Origin of the sequence: Nonomuraea sp. NPDC049750, from assembly GCF_040659625.1 — a bacterium.
Taxonomy (GTDB): domain Bacteria; phylum Actinomycetota; class Actinomycetes; order Streptosporangiales; family Streptosporangiaceae; genus Nonomuraea.
On record NZ_JBFANB010000003.1, the window covers coordinates 482196 to 498153 of the forward strand.

Annotated in this window: 11 protein-coding genes; 8 read left to right on the plus strand and 3 right to left on the minus strand. The window is 68.6% G+C overall.

What is annotated here, in order from left to right; translation table 11 throughout:
* Nucleotides 1-155: 155 nt before the first annotated feature.
* From glgX to AB0J16_RS10740, 5 genes are all read left to right on the plus strand, one after another.
* On the plus strand, nt 156-2249 hold the full coding sequence (gene glgX / locus AB0J16_RS10720) for a glycogen debranching protein GlgX (RefSeq protein WP_358537019.1): 2094 nt from the start codon (nt 156-158) through the stop codon (nt 2247-2249).
* The gene (gene treY / locus AB0J16_RS10725; RefSeq protein ID WP_358537021.1) at nt 2242-4464 is read left to right on the plus strand and encodes a malto-oligosyltrehalose synthase; all 2223 of its coding nucleotides are present in this window, start codon (nt 2242-2244) and stop codon (nt 4462-4464) included. The genes glgX and treY overlap by 8 nt, the downstream gene beginning before the upstream one ends.
* Nucleotide 4465: 1 nt before the next feature.
* The gene (gene treZ / locus AB0J16_RS10730; protein ID WP_358537023.1) at nt 4466-6205 is read left to right on the plus strand and encodes a malto-oligosyltrehalose trehalohydrolase; all 1740 of its coding nucleotides are present in this window, start codon (nt 4466-4468) and stop codon (nt 6203-6205) included.
* A 189-nt stretch (nt 6206-6394) separates the two neighbouring features.
* On the plus strand, nt 6395-7720 hold the full coding sequence (locus tag AB0J16_RS10735) for a hypothetical protein (RefSeq protein ID WP_358537026.1): 1326 nt from the start codon (nt 6395-6397) through the stop codon (nt 7718-7720).
* Between the two features lie 247 nt (nt 7721-7967).
* A complete protein-coding gene (locus AB0J16_RS10740; RefSeq protein ID WP_358537029.1) occupies nt 7968-8918 on the plus strand; it encodes a hypothetical protein in 951 nt (316 codons plus the stop codon).
* A 224-nt stretch (nt 8919-9142) separates the two neighbouring features.
* On the opposite strand, the gene AB0J16_RS10745 is transcribed toward AB0J16_RS10740, so the two are convergent.
* A complete protein-coding gene (locus AB0J16_RS10745) occupies nt 9143-10309 on the minus strand; it encodes a winged helix-turn-helix transcriptional regulator (protein ID WP_358537031.1) in 1167 nt (388 codons plus the stop codon).
* A gap of 62 nt (nt 10310-10371) precedes the next feature.
* On the opposite strand from AB0J16_RS10745, the gene AB0J16_RS10750 reads away from it, so the two are divergent.
* From AB0J16_RS10750 to AB0J16_RS10760, 3 genes are all read left to right on the plus strand, one after another.
* Nucleotides 10372-11169 (plus strand): ABC transporter permease, encoded by a 798-nt coding sequence (locus tag AB0J16_RS10750; protein ID WP_358537034.1) that lies wholly within the window; start codon nt 10372-10374, stop codon nt 11167-11169.
* Nucleotides 11169-12098 (plus strand): ABC transporter ATP-binding protein, encoded by a 930-nt coding sequence (locus tag AB0J16_RS10755; protein WP_358537037.1) that lies wholly within the window; start codon nt 11169-11171, stop codon nt 12096-12098. Before AB0J16_RS10750 ends, AB0J16_RS10755 begins: the two co-directional genes overlap by 1 nt.
* Nucleotides 12099-12300: 202 nt before the next feature.
* The gene (locus tag AB0J16_RS10760) at nt 12301-13122 is read left to right on the plus strand and encodes an ABC transporter permease (RefSeq protein ID WP_358537040.1); all 822 of its coding nucleotides are present in this window, start codon (nt 12301-12303) and stop codon (nt 13120-13122) included.
* A gap of 15 nt (nt 13123-13137) precedes the next feature.
* On the opposite strand, the gene AB0J16_RS10765 is transcribed toward AB0J16_RS10760, so the two are convergent.
* Nucleotides 13138-14733 carry an FAD-dependent monooxygenase gene (locus tag AB0J16_RS10765; RefSeq protein WP_358537043.1) on the minus strand — a complete coding sequence of 532 codons (1596 nt, stop codon included), beginning with the start codon at nt 14731-14733 and terminating at the stop codon, nt 13138-13140.
* A 400-nt stretch (nt 14734-15133) separates the two neighbouring features.
* Nucleotides 15134-15955 (minus strand): oxidoreductase, encoded by an 822-nt coding sequence (locus AB0J16_RS10770; RefSeq protein ID WP_358537045.1) that lies wholly within the window; start codon nt 15953-15955, stop codon nt 15134-15136.
* Nucleotides 15956-15958: the final 3 nt, after the last annotated feature.

Sequence of the window (15958 nt, forward strand, 5' to 3'; positions counted from 1 at the left end):
GTCTTCGTGGGCCGCCTCTTGTATCCAGGGAAGCGTGTTAAGCCGTCTGGTGGGAAGGACCTGTGATCAGCCAGGGCCGGACGCCTCCTTCGAGGCCGGGCTTGTCCGGCGGAGCGAGGGAACGGAACATGGGGAAAGACGGCAAGGGAGCCTCGATGATCGAAATCTGGCCGGGAGACCCCTATCCTCTCGGTGCGACATATGACGGGGCAGGCACCAATTTCTCGCTTTATACGGAGGTCGCGGACAAGGTCGAACTGTGCTTTTTCGACGAGGCCAACGTCGAGTCCAGGGTGCCGCTGACCGAGGTCGACGGGTTCATCTGGCACGGTTACCTGCCGGGCATAGGTCCGGGCCAGCGCTACGGCTATCGCGTCCACGGGCCCTACGAGCCGGAGCGGGGCTTGCGGTGCAATCCGGCCAAGCTGCTGCTCGACCCGTACGCGATGGCGATCGAGGGTGGTGTCACCTGGAACGAGGCGGTCTACGGTTACCCTTTCGGCGAGCCCGACGCGCGCAATGACGCCGACTCAGCGCCCTATGTCCACCGCTCTATCGTGATAAATCCGTTCTTCGGGTGGGGACATGACCGGCCGCCCGCCACGCCGTACCACGACACCGTGATCTACGAGGCGCACGTGCGCGGCCTGACGATCAGCAACCCGAAGATCCCCGAGCACCTGCGCGGCACGTACGCCGCGCTCGGCCACCCGGAGATCATCGACCACCTCACCAAGCTCGGCGTGACGGCGCTCGAACTGATGCCCGTCCATCAGTACGTCACCGACGACATCCTGGAGCAGCGCGGGCTGTCCAACTACTGGGGCTACAACTCGATCGGCTTCTTCGCGCCGCACAACCGCTACTCCAGCCAGGGGCAGCGGGGTGGTCAGGTGCTGGAGTTCAAGGCCATGGTGCGGGCGCTGCACGAGGCGGGGATCGAGGTCATCCTCGACGTCGTCTACAACCACACGGCCGAGGGCAACCACCTCGGGCCGACGCTGTCCCTCAGGGGGATCGACAACCCCGACTACTACCGGCTGGTCGACGGCGACAAGCGTTACTACCTGGACACCACGGGCACCGGCAACAGCCTGCTCATGCGCTCGCCCCACGCGCTTCAGATGATCATGGACTCGCTCCGCTACTGGGTCATCGAGATGCACGTCGACGGGTTCCGCTTCGACCTGGCCTCGACCCTGGCCCGTGAGCTGCACGAGGTCGACCGGCTGAGCTCCTTCTTCGACCTGGTCCAGCAGGACCCGGTGTTGTCGCAGGTCAAGCTGATCGCCGAGCCGTGGGACCTCGGGCCGGGCGGCTACCAGGTCGGCAACTTCCCCTCACGATGGACGGAGTGGAACGGCCGCTACCGCGACACCATCCGCGACCTGTGGCGCGGGCAGCCCGCGACGCTGCCCGAGTTCGGCTCCCGGTTCACCGGCTCCAGCGACCTCTACCTCGACGACAGCCGCCGGCCCGCCGCCTCGATCAACTTCGTCACCTGCCACGACGGTTTCACCCTCCAGGACCTGGTCTCGTACGACGTCAAGCACAACGAGGCCAACAAGGAGGGCAACCGCGACGGCACCGACGACAACCGGTCCTGGAACTGCGGCGCGGAGGGCCCGGCGGGCCTGGCCATCGAGTCGCTGCGCGAGCAGCAGAAGCGCAACTTCCTGACCACGCTCTTCCTGTCGCAGGGTGTGCCGATGCTCTCCCACGGCGACGAGCTGGGCCGCACCCAGCACGGCAACAACAACGGCTACTGCCAGGACAACGAGCTGACCTGGGTCGACTGGTCCGACGTCAGGGAGAACTGGCTGCTGCTGGAGTTCACGCAGCGGCTGGCCGCGCTGCGCAAGAAGCATCCGGTCTTCCGGCGCAGGCGCTTCTTCTACGGCAAACCGGTGCGCGGCCTGAACGACATCGCCTGGCTCACCCCCTCGGGGGAGGAGATGACCGACAGCGACTGGAACGTCGGCTACGCCAAGTCGCTGGCCGTCTTCCTCAACGGCGAGGCGATCACCGAGCCCGACCGGCGCGGGCGGCCGATCAGGGATGACTCGTTCCTGCTGCTGTTCAACGCCCACCACGACATGATCACGTTCACGGTCCCCAAGGACTACGGCGAGATGTGGCAGACCGAGATCGACACCGCCATGCCGATCGTGCTCGACGTCCGGATGTGCCGAGCCGGGGAAGGGGTCGCGGTGCCTGGTCGCAGCGTACGGGTGCTCCGTCGTGTCTAGGCCGGTCTCGACCTATCGGGTCCAGCTGACGCCCGACTTCGGGTTCGCCCAGGTGGGGGAGATCGCCGCGTATCTGCGGGATCTGGGGGTCAGCCACGTGTTCCTGTCGCCGATCCTGCAGGCGACGCCCGGCTCGCTGCACGGCTACGACGTCACGGACCACTCCCGGATCAGGGCGGAGTTCGGCGGCGCCAAGGGATTCCGCGAGATGGCCGAGCAGCTGGCGGCACAGGATCTCGGCATCGTCCTCGACATCGTGCCCAACCACATGAACACGATCAACGCCCAGTTCTGGTCCGTACTCGCCGAAGGACCTGCCTCCCCGTACGCAGCCTGGTTCGACATCGACTGGGACGGCGGGAAGGTGGCGCTGCCGGTGCTCGGCGACGACGTCGAGCCGGTGGTCGACGGCGACGTGCTGCGCTACCACGAGCACGTCTTCCCCCATCCCGGGCACTACCGGCTGGTCGACTGGCGTCAGGGGCCGGGCTACCGGCGCTTCTTCGACGTGTCGACGCTGATCGGGCTGCGGGTCGAGGACCCTGAGGTGCTCTTCGCCACGCATGAAGTGATCTTCTGGCTGCTCGACGAGGGCCTGGTAGACGGGCTGCGCGTCGATCATCCGGACGGGCTGGCCGACCCGCGCGGCTACCTCGAACGCCTGCGCGCCAGGTCCGGCGGCGCCTGGACGGTCGTGGAGAAGATCCTGATCGGCGACGAGCGGCTGCCCGAGGACTGGGACTGCGAGGGTACCACCGGCTACGAGGTGCTGAACCGGGTCAACGGCCTGTTCGTCGACCCGGCCGGTGAGGCGCCGCTGGTCGAGCTGTTCACCCGGCTCACCGGCCTGCCCGGCGATTTCCGGCCGGTGGTGGCGCAGGCCAAGCGCGAGGTGATCGAGCTGTTCTTCGGCGCCGAGGTGCGCCGTCTGGCCCGCGCCGCCGGTTGCGCGCCGGCCGCCGTCGCCGAGCTGCTCGCCGCGATGCCGGTGTACCGGGCGTATATGGTGCCGGGCGAGCCGCCGCCGCCCGCATCGGTGGAGATCGTCGAGCGGGCCGCCGACTCATGCTCACCCGCCGTGCAACCGTTCGTCCAGCAGGTCCTGTACGGCCCCGACGACGTGATCACGCGTTTCCAGCAGACCTGCGGGCCGGTCATGGCCAAGGGGGTCGAGGATACGGCGCTGTACCGGTGGTTCCCCCTGTCGTGTCTGAACGAGGTCGGCGGCGATCCGGACCTGTTCGGCGTCTCGGTGCCGGACTTCCACGCCTTCTGCCGTGACCTGCGGCCGTACACGATGACCACGCTGTCCACGCACGACACCAAGCGGTCGGAAGACGTCCGCGCCCGGCTGGCCGTGCTGTCGGAGCTGCCCGGGGAGTGGGCGGAGGCGGTGTCGGAATGGTCGGCGGCCGTGAGCTTCGATCCGCGGCTCGACTACCTGGCCTGGCAGAACCTGATGGCGGCCTGGCCGATCTCCGGCGAACGGTTCGCCGAATACCTGCTCAAGGCGGCACGGGAGGCCAAGACCTCCATTTCCTGGATAAATCCTGATCAGGGGTACGAACAGCGGCTTCGCGACTTTTCTTCGGCGGCCGTGAAGCTGCCGGTGGGCGAGTTCACCGAGCGCATCGACGCCTTCGCCATGGCCAACTCGCTCGGGGCCAAGCTCGTCCAGCTGATGATGCCGGGGGTGCCGGACGTCTATCAGGGCAACGAGATGACCGACTTCTCGCTGGTCGACCCGGACAATCGGCGGCCGGTGACGTTCGGGCGGTCGCCGGTTTCGCGGTGGGACGCGGCCAAGCTCGCCGTGACGACCCAGGCGTTGCGGCTGCGGCGCCGGCTCGACCCCGCGGCGCCGTACACACCGCTCCTGGCGGAAGGGGAGGCGGCGGAGCACGCGATCGCCTTCGCGCGCGGTGACGAACCGCCGCGCGCGGTCGCGGTCGCCACGCGCCTGCCCGTCCGCCTCGCCCGCCGCGCGCAGGCCGCAGGTGCACCGGCCACGGGCTCACAGGCCGCAGACGCACAGACCGCGGATGTATGGCCTGGGGAGCGGGAGATGTGTCTCGGCTGGGGCGGTACCACGCTGACCCTCCCGACCGGAACCTGGCGCGAACTACTGACCGGCGGCGTCTTCACCGGCCGCGTCCCGCTCGCTCACCTGCTCGCCCGATACCCCGTCGCGCTGCTGGAGAGACATGATCTTTGAGGTGTGGGCTCCGAATGCCACGACCGTGGAGGTCGATCTGGACGACGTCCTCGACGGGCGCCGCGCGATGACCGCCGGTGCGGGCGGCTGGTGGGCGGCCGACGTACCAGAGGCCGGGCATGGGACTCGCTACCGGTACGTACTCGACGGCGAAGGCCCGTACCCCGACCCCCGCTCCCGCCGCCAGCCCGATGGCGTCTTCGGGCCCAGCGCCGTCTACGACCACGCGCGCTACACGTGGGCCGACCACGAGTGGACCGGCCGTGACCTGCGCGGCTCGGTGATCTACGAGCTGCACATCGGGACGTTCACCCAGACGGGCACGTTCGAGGCGGCCATCGAGAAGCTGCCGCATCTCGTCGAGCTGTCCGTGGACTTCGTGGAGGTCATGCCGGTGGCCCCGGTGCCCGGTGGGCGTAATTGGGGCTACGACGGGGTGGACCTGTACGCGGTCAACGAGACGTACGGCGGCCCCGACGGGCTCAAGTCGTTCGTCGACGCCTGCCATCGCGCCGGCATCGGCGTCCTGCTCGACGTCGTCTACAACCACCTGGGGCCGTCGGGCAACTTCCTGCACCCCTTCGGGCCCTACTTCGCCGGATTCAGCGGGAGCTATTGGGGCGAGGCGGTCAATCTCGACGGGCCGGGGTCCGACGAGGTGCGCCGCTACTTCATCGAGAACGCCCTGCAGTGGCTGCGTGACTACCACATCGACGGCCTGCGGCTCGACGCCGTGCACGCGCTGCACGACAAGCGCGCCACACACCTGCTGGCCGAGCTGTCCGACCAGGTGGACGCGCTGTCCTGCGCGGTGGGCAGGCCGCTGTCGCTCATCGCCGAATCCGACCTCAACGACCCGCACATGGTCCGCTCCCTCGACGCGGGCGGGCTGGGAATGACCGCGCAGTGGGACGACGACGTCCACCACGCGCTGCACTGCGCGGTGAGCGGTGAGAGTCACGGCTATTACGCCGACTTCACCGACCTGTCCGCGCTGGCCAAGGCACTGACCCGCGGTGTCGTACACGAGGGCGGCTGGTCGAGCTTCCGCGGCCGTACGCATGGGGCGCCGTACGCCGGAGTGCCCGGCCACCGGCTGGTCGCCTGCCTGCAGAACCACGACCAGATCGGCAACCGGCCCCTGGGCGACCGGCTGCCCGTCTCCGCTCTCAAACTCGGCGCCGGGCTGCTGCTGACCTCGCCGTTCACCCCGATGCTGTTCATGGGGGAGGAGTGGGGAGCCGGTACGCCGTTCCTGTTCTTCTCCGACCACGTCGACCCGCAGTTGCGCGAGAGCGAGGGCGGGCGCAGGGAGCAGGAGTTCGACGGCTTCGGGTACGCCTGGGACGCTCCCGACCCCTCGCGTGAGGAGACGTTCCTGCGCTCCAAGCTGGACTGGGATGAGGTGAAACAGGAGGTCCACTGGTCGCTGCTCTGCTGGTACCGCGACCTGATCGCACTGCGTAAGGCGCTGCCCGAGCTGTCGGACCCGCATTTCGACAGCGTCCGGGTGGAGTTCGACCCGGACGGGAAGTGGCTGGTGATGTGGCGGGGGTCGCTGTGCGTCACCGTCAATTTCGGGGCGGACTCGGTGACGTTGCCGGTGTCGGTGGGGGCGGCACTGCTGGCCTCTGATGAACCGGTCACCGGTGGTGAGGACGGGGTTTGGCTGCCTGGGCAGAGCATGGCGATCTTCAGGTCCCCTAGCGGTCAGAAGAGCGGACCTGGATCAGCTGTCTGACCATCCGGCGCCCCGCAGGAGCCGCGACGGACGGATGTCCTTGGCCTGTCCTTTGTTGTCCACAGCCCCGGCTGTTGTCCACAGCCTCGGCCCCATCTGCCGAAACTTATCCCCAGAACGCCGTTCGCCTCCACGCCTCCACCTCCCGATCACCGATCCTGGTGCCCCACCGCACCCCCGGAGGCTCTCGTGAAGATCACTCTCCCCCTGCCTGCCCGCCTGACGTCCCACTTCGTCGTCCCCGTCGTGCATGTCCCTTTCGACATCGAGTCGTTCATGCCATGGCGGGTCGGCAGACCCTACAGACGGGCGGTGAGCGCCGCCCTGGGCAGCCCGCTCCTGACCGTCACCCATCACCGCTCACCCTGGAGACCGGCCGGTGTCACGCTCGCGATCGAGGAGCGCCACCTGCTCCGCCGAGCCCAGCAGCACGTCCTGGTCTCCTCGACAGCACCCCCGCACGCCTTGCCCACCAGCATCCAGGTAGCCCGTGCGGCGGCGCGCGCGGTGGCGCAGGAGTGCGAGGGGCTGGTCATAGATCCGCTGACCGGCATCACACTGCTCACCTGCGATCGACACACCGACATCCCGCCCCCTCCCTCGCCACCACCCAGCACCGACGGCGTCCAACCAACCTCTGGACGGGTGCCCAGGCGAGTAGCCGGGCCAGCTTCTGGATCCGGATCCGGGGCGGTTTCTAGGCCGGTGCCCGGGCCGACCTCTGGGCCGGCGGTCGCTAGGCCGGAGTCCGGGTCGGTCTCTGGGCGGTTTTCCGGACCGATGTCTGGGCCGGTGTCCGGATCGGCTTTTGGGTCGGTCGTCGCCGGGCCGCGGACCGGGGCGGTCGGTCATCGGCGGGGAGAGGGCCCGGTCGCCTTCCCGGCAATCGGTGAGTCGCCCGTGTTCCGCCTGGCCGACGACTGGCTGGGCTGGGACGTGCAGGTGCACGGGGACGCCACCTGCCCGCCGTGGGACCCGGCTGACACCGGCGCCTGCGACTGCCTGCGCGTCACCTCCCGGGGACTGCGTCGCTTCGCCCTGCCCGAGATCACCTTGGACGGCGCAGCCTGCGCTCACAGCCTGTGCGCCACGAGCCTGCTCCGCAGAGTGGCACACCACCTCGTCACCGATCACCTGGCCTTCCTCGCGGCCCACCCGGACGCCACCGTGCGCTCGATCGACGACCACGTGCGCATAGCGACCTCAGCCGGGCACGACGGCTCACCCTTCACCGTCCACCTCACCCCCTACGACACCGACCCCACCAGCCACGGCCGCGTCGGCCGCATCGGCCGGCTCAAGGTCGCCCCGGTTCCAGGCGCGGGCCAGGTCGCCTACCTAAGGGCCGACCCACCCCCGGGCACCGGCCAGGTCACCCACCTCAAGGTGGGCCCACCATCGGGCTTCAGCGGCTCCCTCAACGACTGGCTGTGCGCCACCCACCGCACCGCCCACGACATGCCGACCGTCCTCGGCTGTGACTTGGCGGACCCATTCCAAGTTCTCGCGGCGTAGACCGCCCCACACCTTCCAGGGGGAAGCCCGGACTGCCATCTGTCGCCCATCGTCGGCAGTGACGAAATGGACCCGCCTCAGCCTCAGTGACATAAACCATCCACAACCTTTCAGGAGGAAGCCCGGCATGCGACGTATCGGTCGTCATTTGCAGTGAGCCGACAGAACCGGCCCCAACCCTGGTGGCGTAAACCGGTTCGCACCCTTTCAAGAGGAACCCCGTATGGTTGCCATTCGTAGAACCCATGTGGACGCTTTCGAAGACGTTGACCGTAAATTACGTGAGTCACGCGAGCAGATTCGCCGATTCGACCACCTGACCACTCGGCGGCAGGCGACAGCCGACCAGATCCGGGAGGTCACCGAGCTGACCGGCCAGTTGGAGACACAACTGGCCAAAGAGCAGCACGACGTCGCCCGCCTGGAAGGCCGGCTAGGCGGCTTCCTGGCCCTGCTCGCGGCCCCCGTCGCGGGCTCCAGGGAGGACAGGCTGGCCAGGGAACGAGCCGAAGCCGAGGCCGCCTGGGAGCGGCTGCACGGCCAGCGGAGGCGGCTCGAGGATCTGACCGCCGACCTGGAGGTCACCGACCGCGAACTGGCCTCGATCTCGGGGGCGCGTCAGGTGTACGAGAAACTGCTGGCCGACAAGGAGCGGCTCCTGATCGGGCAGGGCGACGAACACGGTCAGAAGCTGCTCAGGACATCGAAGAAACTGGCCGACACGCAAGCCGACATCAGGGAACACCTCGAAGCTTGGCAAGCAGGCAAGGCCGCGGGCAAGGCGCTGGGCATCGTCCTGACGCTGCTGAGCAAGGCACGCGGCGCGTCGACGTGGGACATGCTCGGTGGCGGTGTACTGGCCGACGCGATCGAACACGGCCATCTGTCGAGGGCGGACCAGGCGGCCTGGCACGCCCAGCGAGCGCTCGACGTCTTCTCCCGCGAACTGGCGGACATCGGGTGGATCAGCGACCTCCAGATGCCCAAGGTGGACACGCGGTGGTTCGTGGACTCGTTCTTCGACAACATCATCACTGACGCACTCAAACACCAGCGCATCAACAAGACCCGCGACGCGGTGGCGTCGATCTCCCAGTGGGTCACCGAGACCGTACAGGCCTTGGCCGGTCGCAGTACGCAACTGGAAGCCCAGCACAGAGCGCTGCTGGCAGAGCGCGAGCAACTACTCGCCAACTGACCCTCTGGCGAGCATCGGGGACGGGCCTGAGGGGAGTGTTGGCGGAGGGTCCGGGGATGGTGCGCGGGGTGCTGGACGGGGGGCGGCGGACGGGCCTGAGGGGAGTGTTGGCGGAGGGTCCGGGATGGTGCGAGGGGTGCTGGACGAGGGCCGGGGGATGGGCCTGAGGGGATGCCGGACGAGGATCGGCAGGTGTCTGCGTTGGGTCGGGTGCCTGCGTTGTGTCAGCTGATGGCTTCGGCGGCTGTCAGTGCCTCGGTGATGGCGGCCGGGATGTCCAGTACGGGGAAGATGACGTGGCGGATCACCCGGAAACGGTCCACGACCAGGATCAGGCGCTTGTGGCGCAAGGCCTGGCCGGCGCGGAAGGTGGGGAGGCGAAGAGCCGCCGCCAGGCGCAGGTCCATGTCCGAGAGCAGGGGGAACGGGATGTCTTCAGCGGCGGCGAAGGCGGCCTGCTCGTCGGGGCGTTGCGTGCTCACTCCGTGGACGGCGATGTCATGGGCGGCGAACTCGGGGTGCCTGTCGCGGAAGATACGGTTCTCGAGCGTGCAGCCCGCTGCTCCGGGGACTTGATTCCAGCCGGGCGGTAGCGGCGCGGGCATACCCGTCGACGGGTACGCGAACAGGACCGTCGCCCGCGCGTCCGCCACGACATCGAGCGACGTCGTTTGACTCATGGCGACCGATGGACGGACCACCATGTCGCCTGGGTTGCCCGTGCGGTCGATGCCACGCGAGCCGTCCGTGCCACGCGAGCCATCTGTGCCCTCCGTGCCGTCTGTGGCATTCGGGCCTTTCGGGTCGATGGTGGCTGATGGACGGTTGGCGGTGCTGGTGGGGTCGGTGGTGGGCGGCGGATGGTTGGCTCCGTCGGTCCGGTTGGCGGTGCTGGTGGGGTCAGTGGTGGCCGGTGGGTAGCTGGCGCCGTTGGTCTGGTCGGTGGTGAGTGGTGGGCGGTTGATGACGGCGGGCAGCCGTAGTGGGTCCGGGAGGTGGGTGCCCAGTAGGGCGTGGACGCGGGCGGCTTCCTGGCTTCGCGGGGCCGCTACGCCCGTGAGGGTGCCGTCGCCGAGGAGCCAGCGGTCTGCCCAGTCCTGCATCGTGATCAGCATGGGTGCCAGCGCCCAGCCCGCGTCCGTGAGTACGTACTCGTACCGCACCGGCCCGCTCTGATACGGCTCACGCGTCAGCACCCCGTGCTCCACCAGGTGCTTGAGGCGTTCCGTCAGGACTTTGCGGGAAATGCCCAGCTCGCCCAGCAGGTCGTCGAACCGGCGATGTCCGCGGGTCACCTCGCGGACGATGAGCAGGCTCCACCAATCACCCATCACGGCGGCCGCCTGGGCGATCGAGCAGTCGGCGTCCTGCGAGCGCAGCTCTCTGGCCATTCCCCGACTTTACCGCCAAGTGAGTCTCTGATAGAAACTTAGTCAGTTCCCAAAGGAGACTTATGAGCGTGGCATGGGCGACCCTGAGACGGTCGTGGTTGGTGACCAGGCGGGCCTACCCATGGTCATACTTCATCGGCACCTTGTTGCTGGGCGTCTTCACCATCGGGCTGGCCTACCTGGGGCTGCGGGTCGTGGCGGGCGGGGAGATATCCGCGGAGTTCCGCGGAAAGGCGGGCACCGGCGACTATCTCGGGTACATCGCCGTGGGCGCCGGCGCGTACATGTTCGTCGTCCACGGCATCCTCTGGACCGGCAAGGCGATGATCCAGGAGCAGCGCGAAGGCACCATGGGTGCGCTGCTAGTCGCTCCGGCGCGGCGCCTGCCGTACCTGCTGGGCTTCTCGGCGTTCGCCTTCACCGCGGTGGCGGTCGAGGTGGGCGTGTTGTTCGGGTGCGCGGCATTGTTCGGAGTACGGCCGGCGCCCACGGGGGCGGTGGACGCCGTGCTGGCCGTGGCGGGGCTGGCTCTGGCGGTGTTCGGGATGTCGGCCGTGCTGAGCAACGTGATGATCGTCGCCGGTGAGGCGCACATCACCCAGAACAGTGTGTTCCACGCGATAGCCCTGCTGTCCGGGTTCACCTTTCCGAGGGAGTACCTGCCTGAGGCGTTCCGATGGCTCGGCGAGGTGGTGCCGGTGACGGCCGCCATGGACGTGATCCGCGGCGTCTTCACCGGCGGCACCGGACTGGATCCCGGCCGCTTCGCCGTCGCCGTCACGCTCGGTCTCGCCTACGCCGCCGCCGGATTACTCGCGATGCCCTGGGCGGAGCGCAGGGCCATGGAACGGAGTTTTTGATGATCGAGACCGTGAACTTGCGTAAGGAGTTCGGCGCGAAGGTGGCCGTTGACGGCTTGAACCTGTCGATCCCCGGCGGCCGCGTCACTGGGCTGCTCGGGCTGAACGGCGCGGGTAAGACCACCACCATCAAGATCTTGGCCACCCTGCTCCGGCAGACGTCCGGCACCGTCAGCGTGGGCGGCCTCGACCCGGTCAGACAGCCGCATGCCGTACGCAAGAGGATCAACCTGATCGCCGGCGGCGAGCGCATGGTCTACGCACGGATGACCGGCCGGGAGAATCTCTGGTACTTCGGCCAGCTCTATGACATCCCCACAAAGGTCCTCAAACCGCGCATCGAAGAGCTGCTCGCACTCGTCGGTCTGACAGACGCCGCCGCCACGCGGGTCGAACAGTATTCGCGCGGCATGACCCAGCGCCTGTCCATCGCCCGGGGGCTGATCAACGACCCCGACTACCTGCTGCTCGACGAGCCCACGCTGGGGCTCGACGCGCCGATCGCCCGTGACCTGCGCAAGGTCGTGGCCGGGCTGGCCGAGCGGGGCAAGGGCGTGCTCCTCACCAGCCACTACCTGGCCGAGGTCGAGCAGCTCTGCGAGCACGTGTACGTGATCGGCGACGGCCGCCACCTCGCGGCAGGCTCGCCGGCCGAGCTGATGGCCCAGACCGGTTGCCATCGTACGGTCCGGGTCACGGTCACGAACCTGTCGCCCCAGATCGAGGCCGCCGTACGGGCCTTCGACAGCCGCGTACGGCTCGCACCGGGTGGGGTGATCGAGCTGAACCATCCGGACGACCTGACCGGGGCGCTGACCACGACGATCATCGAGGCGGGCGGCGCGCTCGGCGGGCTGGAGATCGTCGAGCCGTCCCTTGAGGACGCGATCCTCGCGCTGAGCGACCGCTCCCTGGAGGTGGTCGCGTGATCGGGCCGCACACGAGCTGGTCGCCGTGCCGCACGGGGTTGGGTGTGACATCGACGTGGTGCCGCCTCCGGATGGGCATCACTCCGCCGTGGACCCGCGCGGAGGTCGGTACGACGCCGGCGTGGTGTCGCACCGAGACCGGCACCGGCTGTACGGCCTGTGCCCTCGGCAGCCGCACCACCAGCCGGTGGCAGGTGATGACGTGAGGCACGCGATGAAGGTCATGCGGGCCGAGGCGCTCAAGCAGCATCGCCAGATCTTCGGCAGCAAGCTGGTCCTGTTCTCGATGCTGGTCTGGCCGTTGTTGAAGCTCGCCGAGACCTACTACACGCTCCGGCCGCTGGCCGCCACGCCGGGCATCGCCGAGCGCTGGCCACTCGCCGCCGACCCGGAACGGCTGCTCGCCTTCCTGGCCACGGGCGCGCTCGGGTTCACGTTCTTCTTCTCGCTGGTGCAGTCGGCCTGGCACTTCTCCTTCGAGCGTCAGACCGGCACGCTGGAACTCCTCTTTTTGTCACCCGCGAACCGGCTGGTCGTGGTCGTCGCCAACGGGTTCGGCGCGCTGGTGCAGAACGCCTGGCTGTTCGCCTGTTTCGCGGTGGCGATGTTCACGCTGCTGGACGTGGTGAACGTGGCCCACCCGGCCATGTACGCGGTGGTCTTCCTGGCCATGCTGGTGCCCGCGGTCGCGTGGGGGGCGTTCCTGAACAGCCTGCTGATCTTCTCCAGGGACGCCGCCTTCCTCTACACGCTGCTGGACGATCCGATGTGGTTCGCCAGCGGGGTGCGGCTGCCGGTGTTCGCGCTGCCCGGCTGGATCCGGGCCGTCGGCTCGGTGCTCCCGCTCACCGGCAGCCTGGCGGTCGTACGTGGTGCGCTGCTCGACGGCCAGGGCATCGGCGACCTGGCCGGGGAGCTGACCGGGCTGGCCGTACTGTCCGGAGCCCTGCTGCTCGCGGCGGTCGTCGCGCTCCGGCTGGGAGAGGCACGAGCCCAGCGGACCGGACAGCTGCGCCTCTTCTGAGGCGACCGAGGGAAACTAGCGGCTGAGCACCTGCCGGAGTACCCGTTCGAGGGTGGTCGCGGGGTCCGGGTCGGCGTACGGCGAGCGCCAGGCGACGTAGCCGTCGGGCCGGATCAGCACGGCGCCACCCCTGTCCACGCCGTACCTCTCCGCCCAGCAGCCTTCGACGTCCATCAGTTCCTCGTCCACCAGCACGCGCGTGAGCTGGATGCGCAGCCGCTCCTTGATCAGCCGCCCCGCGTCCATCCAATGCTGTCCCCCAGGTCCGGCGATCAGCACGAAACCGGATCCGAACAGGTCGATGGTCGAAATCAGCTGCCCGTCCCAGTCGAGCGGCACGTGCGGGGCGCGACTCCCCGGACGCCCGGTCGGTACGCGCGGATCTTCCAGGATCGACCCGTCATCATCGGGCTCCTCCAGGATCGCCGTCGAGTGGTAGCGGTATCCGATCATGGCGGCCAGGGGGTCTTCGAGCGGTTCCGGGTACTCGGTACGCATCGCGGGAGGCATCCGATGGCCGAGGTTCGCGAGCTGGGCGTCGGCCGTCAGCGTGCCGATGGGACGGCGTTCGGCGTCGTAGGTGTCGAGGAAATCCGGCCCGGCCTGTCCGGTCGCCACCAGCCAGAGTCGCCACGCGATGTCGCAGCCGTCCTGGAGCGCCGTGCTGCCGCCCTGCCCACCGGTGGGCGGCATCGTGTGAGCCGCGTCGCCGGCCAGGAACACCCGCCCGTCGCGGTAGCGGTCGGCCACGACGTGCGCCATGGCGAAGGTGGTCTTGTCGAGCACCCGTACGTCGAGGTCGGGCACGCCGGTCGCCACTCGTACCAGCTCGACGCAGCGCTCCTCGGTGAAGTCGGCCTCGCTCTCACCCTTGGCGGGGTCGTAGTTGACGCCCACCACGTGCGCACCCACGCCCGTGCCGGTCACGATGACGCCGGTGAAGACCTCGTTCTGCAGGTACCAGAGCGTGACCTCGCGCTCCCGTACCAGCCCGGTCAGGTCGGCATCGAACATGATCGAGCACATCAGCCCCAGCTCGCCCTTCCCCGAAGCGGGGATGCCGAGCTGGGCGCGGAGCGGGCTGCGGAAGCCGTCGGCGGCCACCACGTAGTCGGCCCGTACGACACTGTCGACGCCGTCGGCGCGGATGACCGCCGTGACCCCCTCGGCGTCCTGCTCCAGCGAGACCAGCTCGGTGGAGAACCGCAGGTCGGCCCCCAACTCCTCGGCCTTGGCCCGCAGCACCCGCTCGACCTCCGCCTGAGGGGCGCCCACCTGGACGGCGGGCGTGACGTCGGCGAGGAAGGCGAAGTCGTCCTCGTCGCCGGTCACGATCATGTGCGGGTTCGGGTCGGCCAGGTTCGCCGCGATCGCGATGCGCATGCCGTCACCGATGCCCTGCCAGATGTCCCGCAGTGACTGCTCGACCCCGGGCACCGGCCGCAGTAACTCGACGGCTCTGGGGCCTATCCCGAACGCCTTGGGCTGGACCGACGTACTGGGGTGCCGCTCGACCAGCATGACAGGCACGCCACGCCACGCCAGCAGCGCTGCTGCACTCAGCCCGGCGTAACCGCCGCCGACGACAAGAACGGGTACTCGCTCGTGCACTCAACCCACCTCCTGGAACGCGTAGTATCGCGTTATTGGTCGAGCGACACGATATGTCGCGTCTGCGAGGCGGGTCAAGACATATCTCGAAATGTACTAGAGGGCGGTAGTGGGAAACCCCGTGAGGAGTGGACCGGAAGCAGTCGGCTGGGGTCGCAACGGTTGTTCGGCACCGGGCCGGTCAGGGACCGCCCGATGAGGTGGGGTTCCCCGGGTGGTTCGTTACACGACCGCCTCATCTCCTGTGACGGCCCGTGGTGGCTGAGGTCCTTGTGGAGGGATACCTCCTTTGGAGGAGCGGATGGAGGTGGTTCGTGGTGGTTGGGGCCCTTCCGGAGGGATACCTCCTTGGAGGAGAAGAGGGAGACGGTCTGTTGTGGCTGGGGTCCCTGGGAGACCCCTACGGGGGAGGGGTGATCGAGCGGCTCGCCAGTGCGTCGAACTCGCGGTCAGGCAGGGTCCGGTTGAGTTCCAGGAGCTTGTCGGCGAGCCAGCCGACGGCGTAGCGGGTCTGCGGAGCGTCGGATTCGACTGCCGCGCGGATGGTCTCGGCGACGACCCGGGGATCGGAGCCCTCGGCGAGCCCGTTCTCGCTGCGTGCGGCCATCGCCTCGGCCATCGAACGGTAGGCGCCGAGCCCGGAGTGCTCGCGCAGTTGCGCGGCGGTCTGGTCCTCGAACTCGGTCTTGATGATGCCGGGCTGAACGATCACGACGTTGATCCCGAACGGCGCGACCTCCATGCGCAGCGTGTCGGAGAGGGCCTCCAGGGCGTGTTTGGCGGCGTAGTACCAGGCGCCCAGCGGCAGGCTGATCTCGCCGCCGATCGAGGATACGTTGACGATCATCCCGGATCCCTGTTCGCGCATGCGCGGCAGGACGAGCTGGATCAATCGGGCGGGAGCCAGGACGTTGACCTCGAACTGGTCGCGCGCCCGGTCCAGGGGGACGTCCTCGACCGCGCCGTGCAGGACCGTTCCGGCGTTGTTGACCAGAACGTCGATCCGGCCCTGCTCCCGCAGGATCGTGGCGATCGCCCGGTCAAGGTCGGCGTCGCGGCGCACGTCCATCTCCAGAACGTGCCCGCCGGCCTCGCGCAGGACGTCCATCTTCCGTACGCGCCGGGCGGCCCCGTACACGACGTGGCCGGCGCGCAGTAGTTCCAGGGCGGTCGTCAGACCGATACCGGCCGATGCCCCGGTGACCAGACAGACCTTCGGCATGGG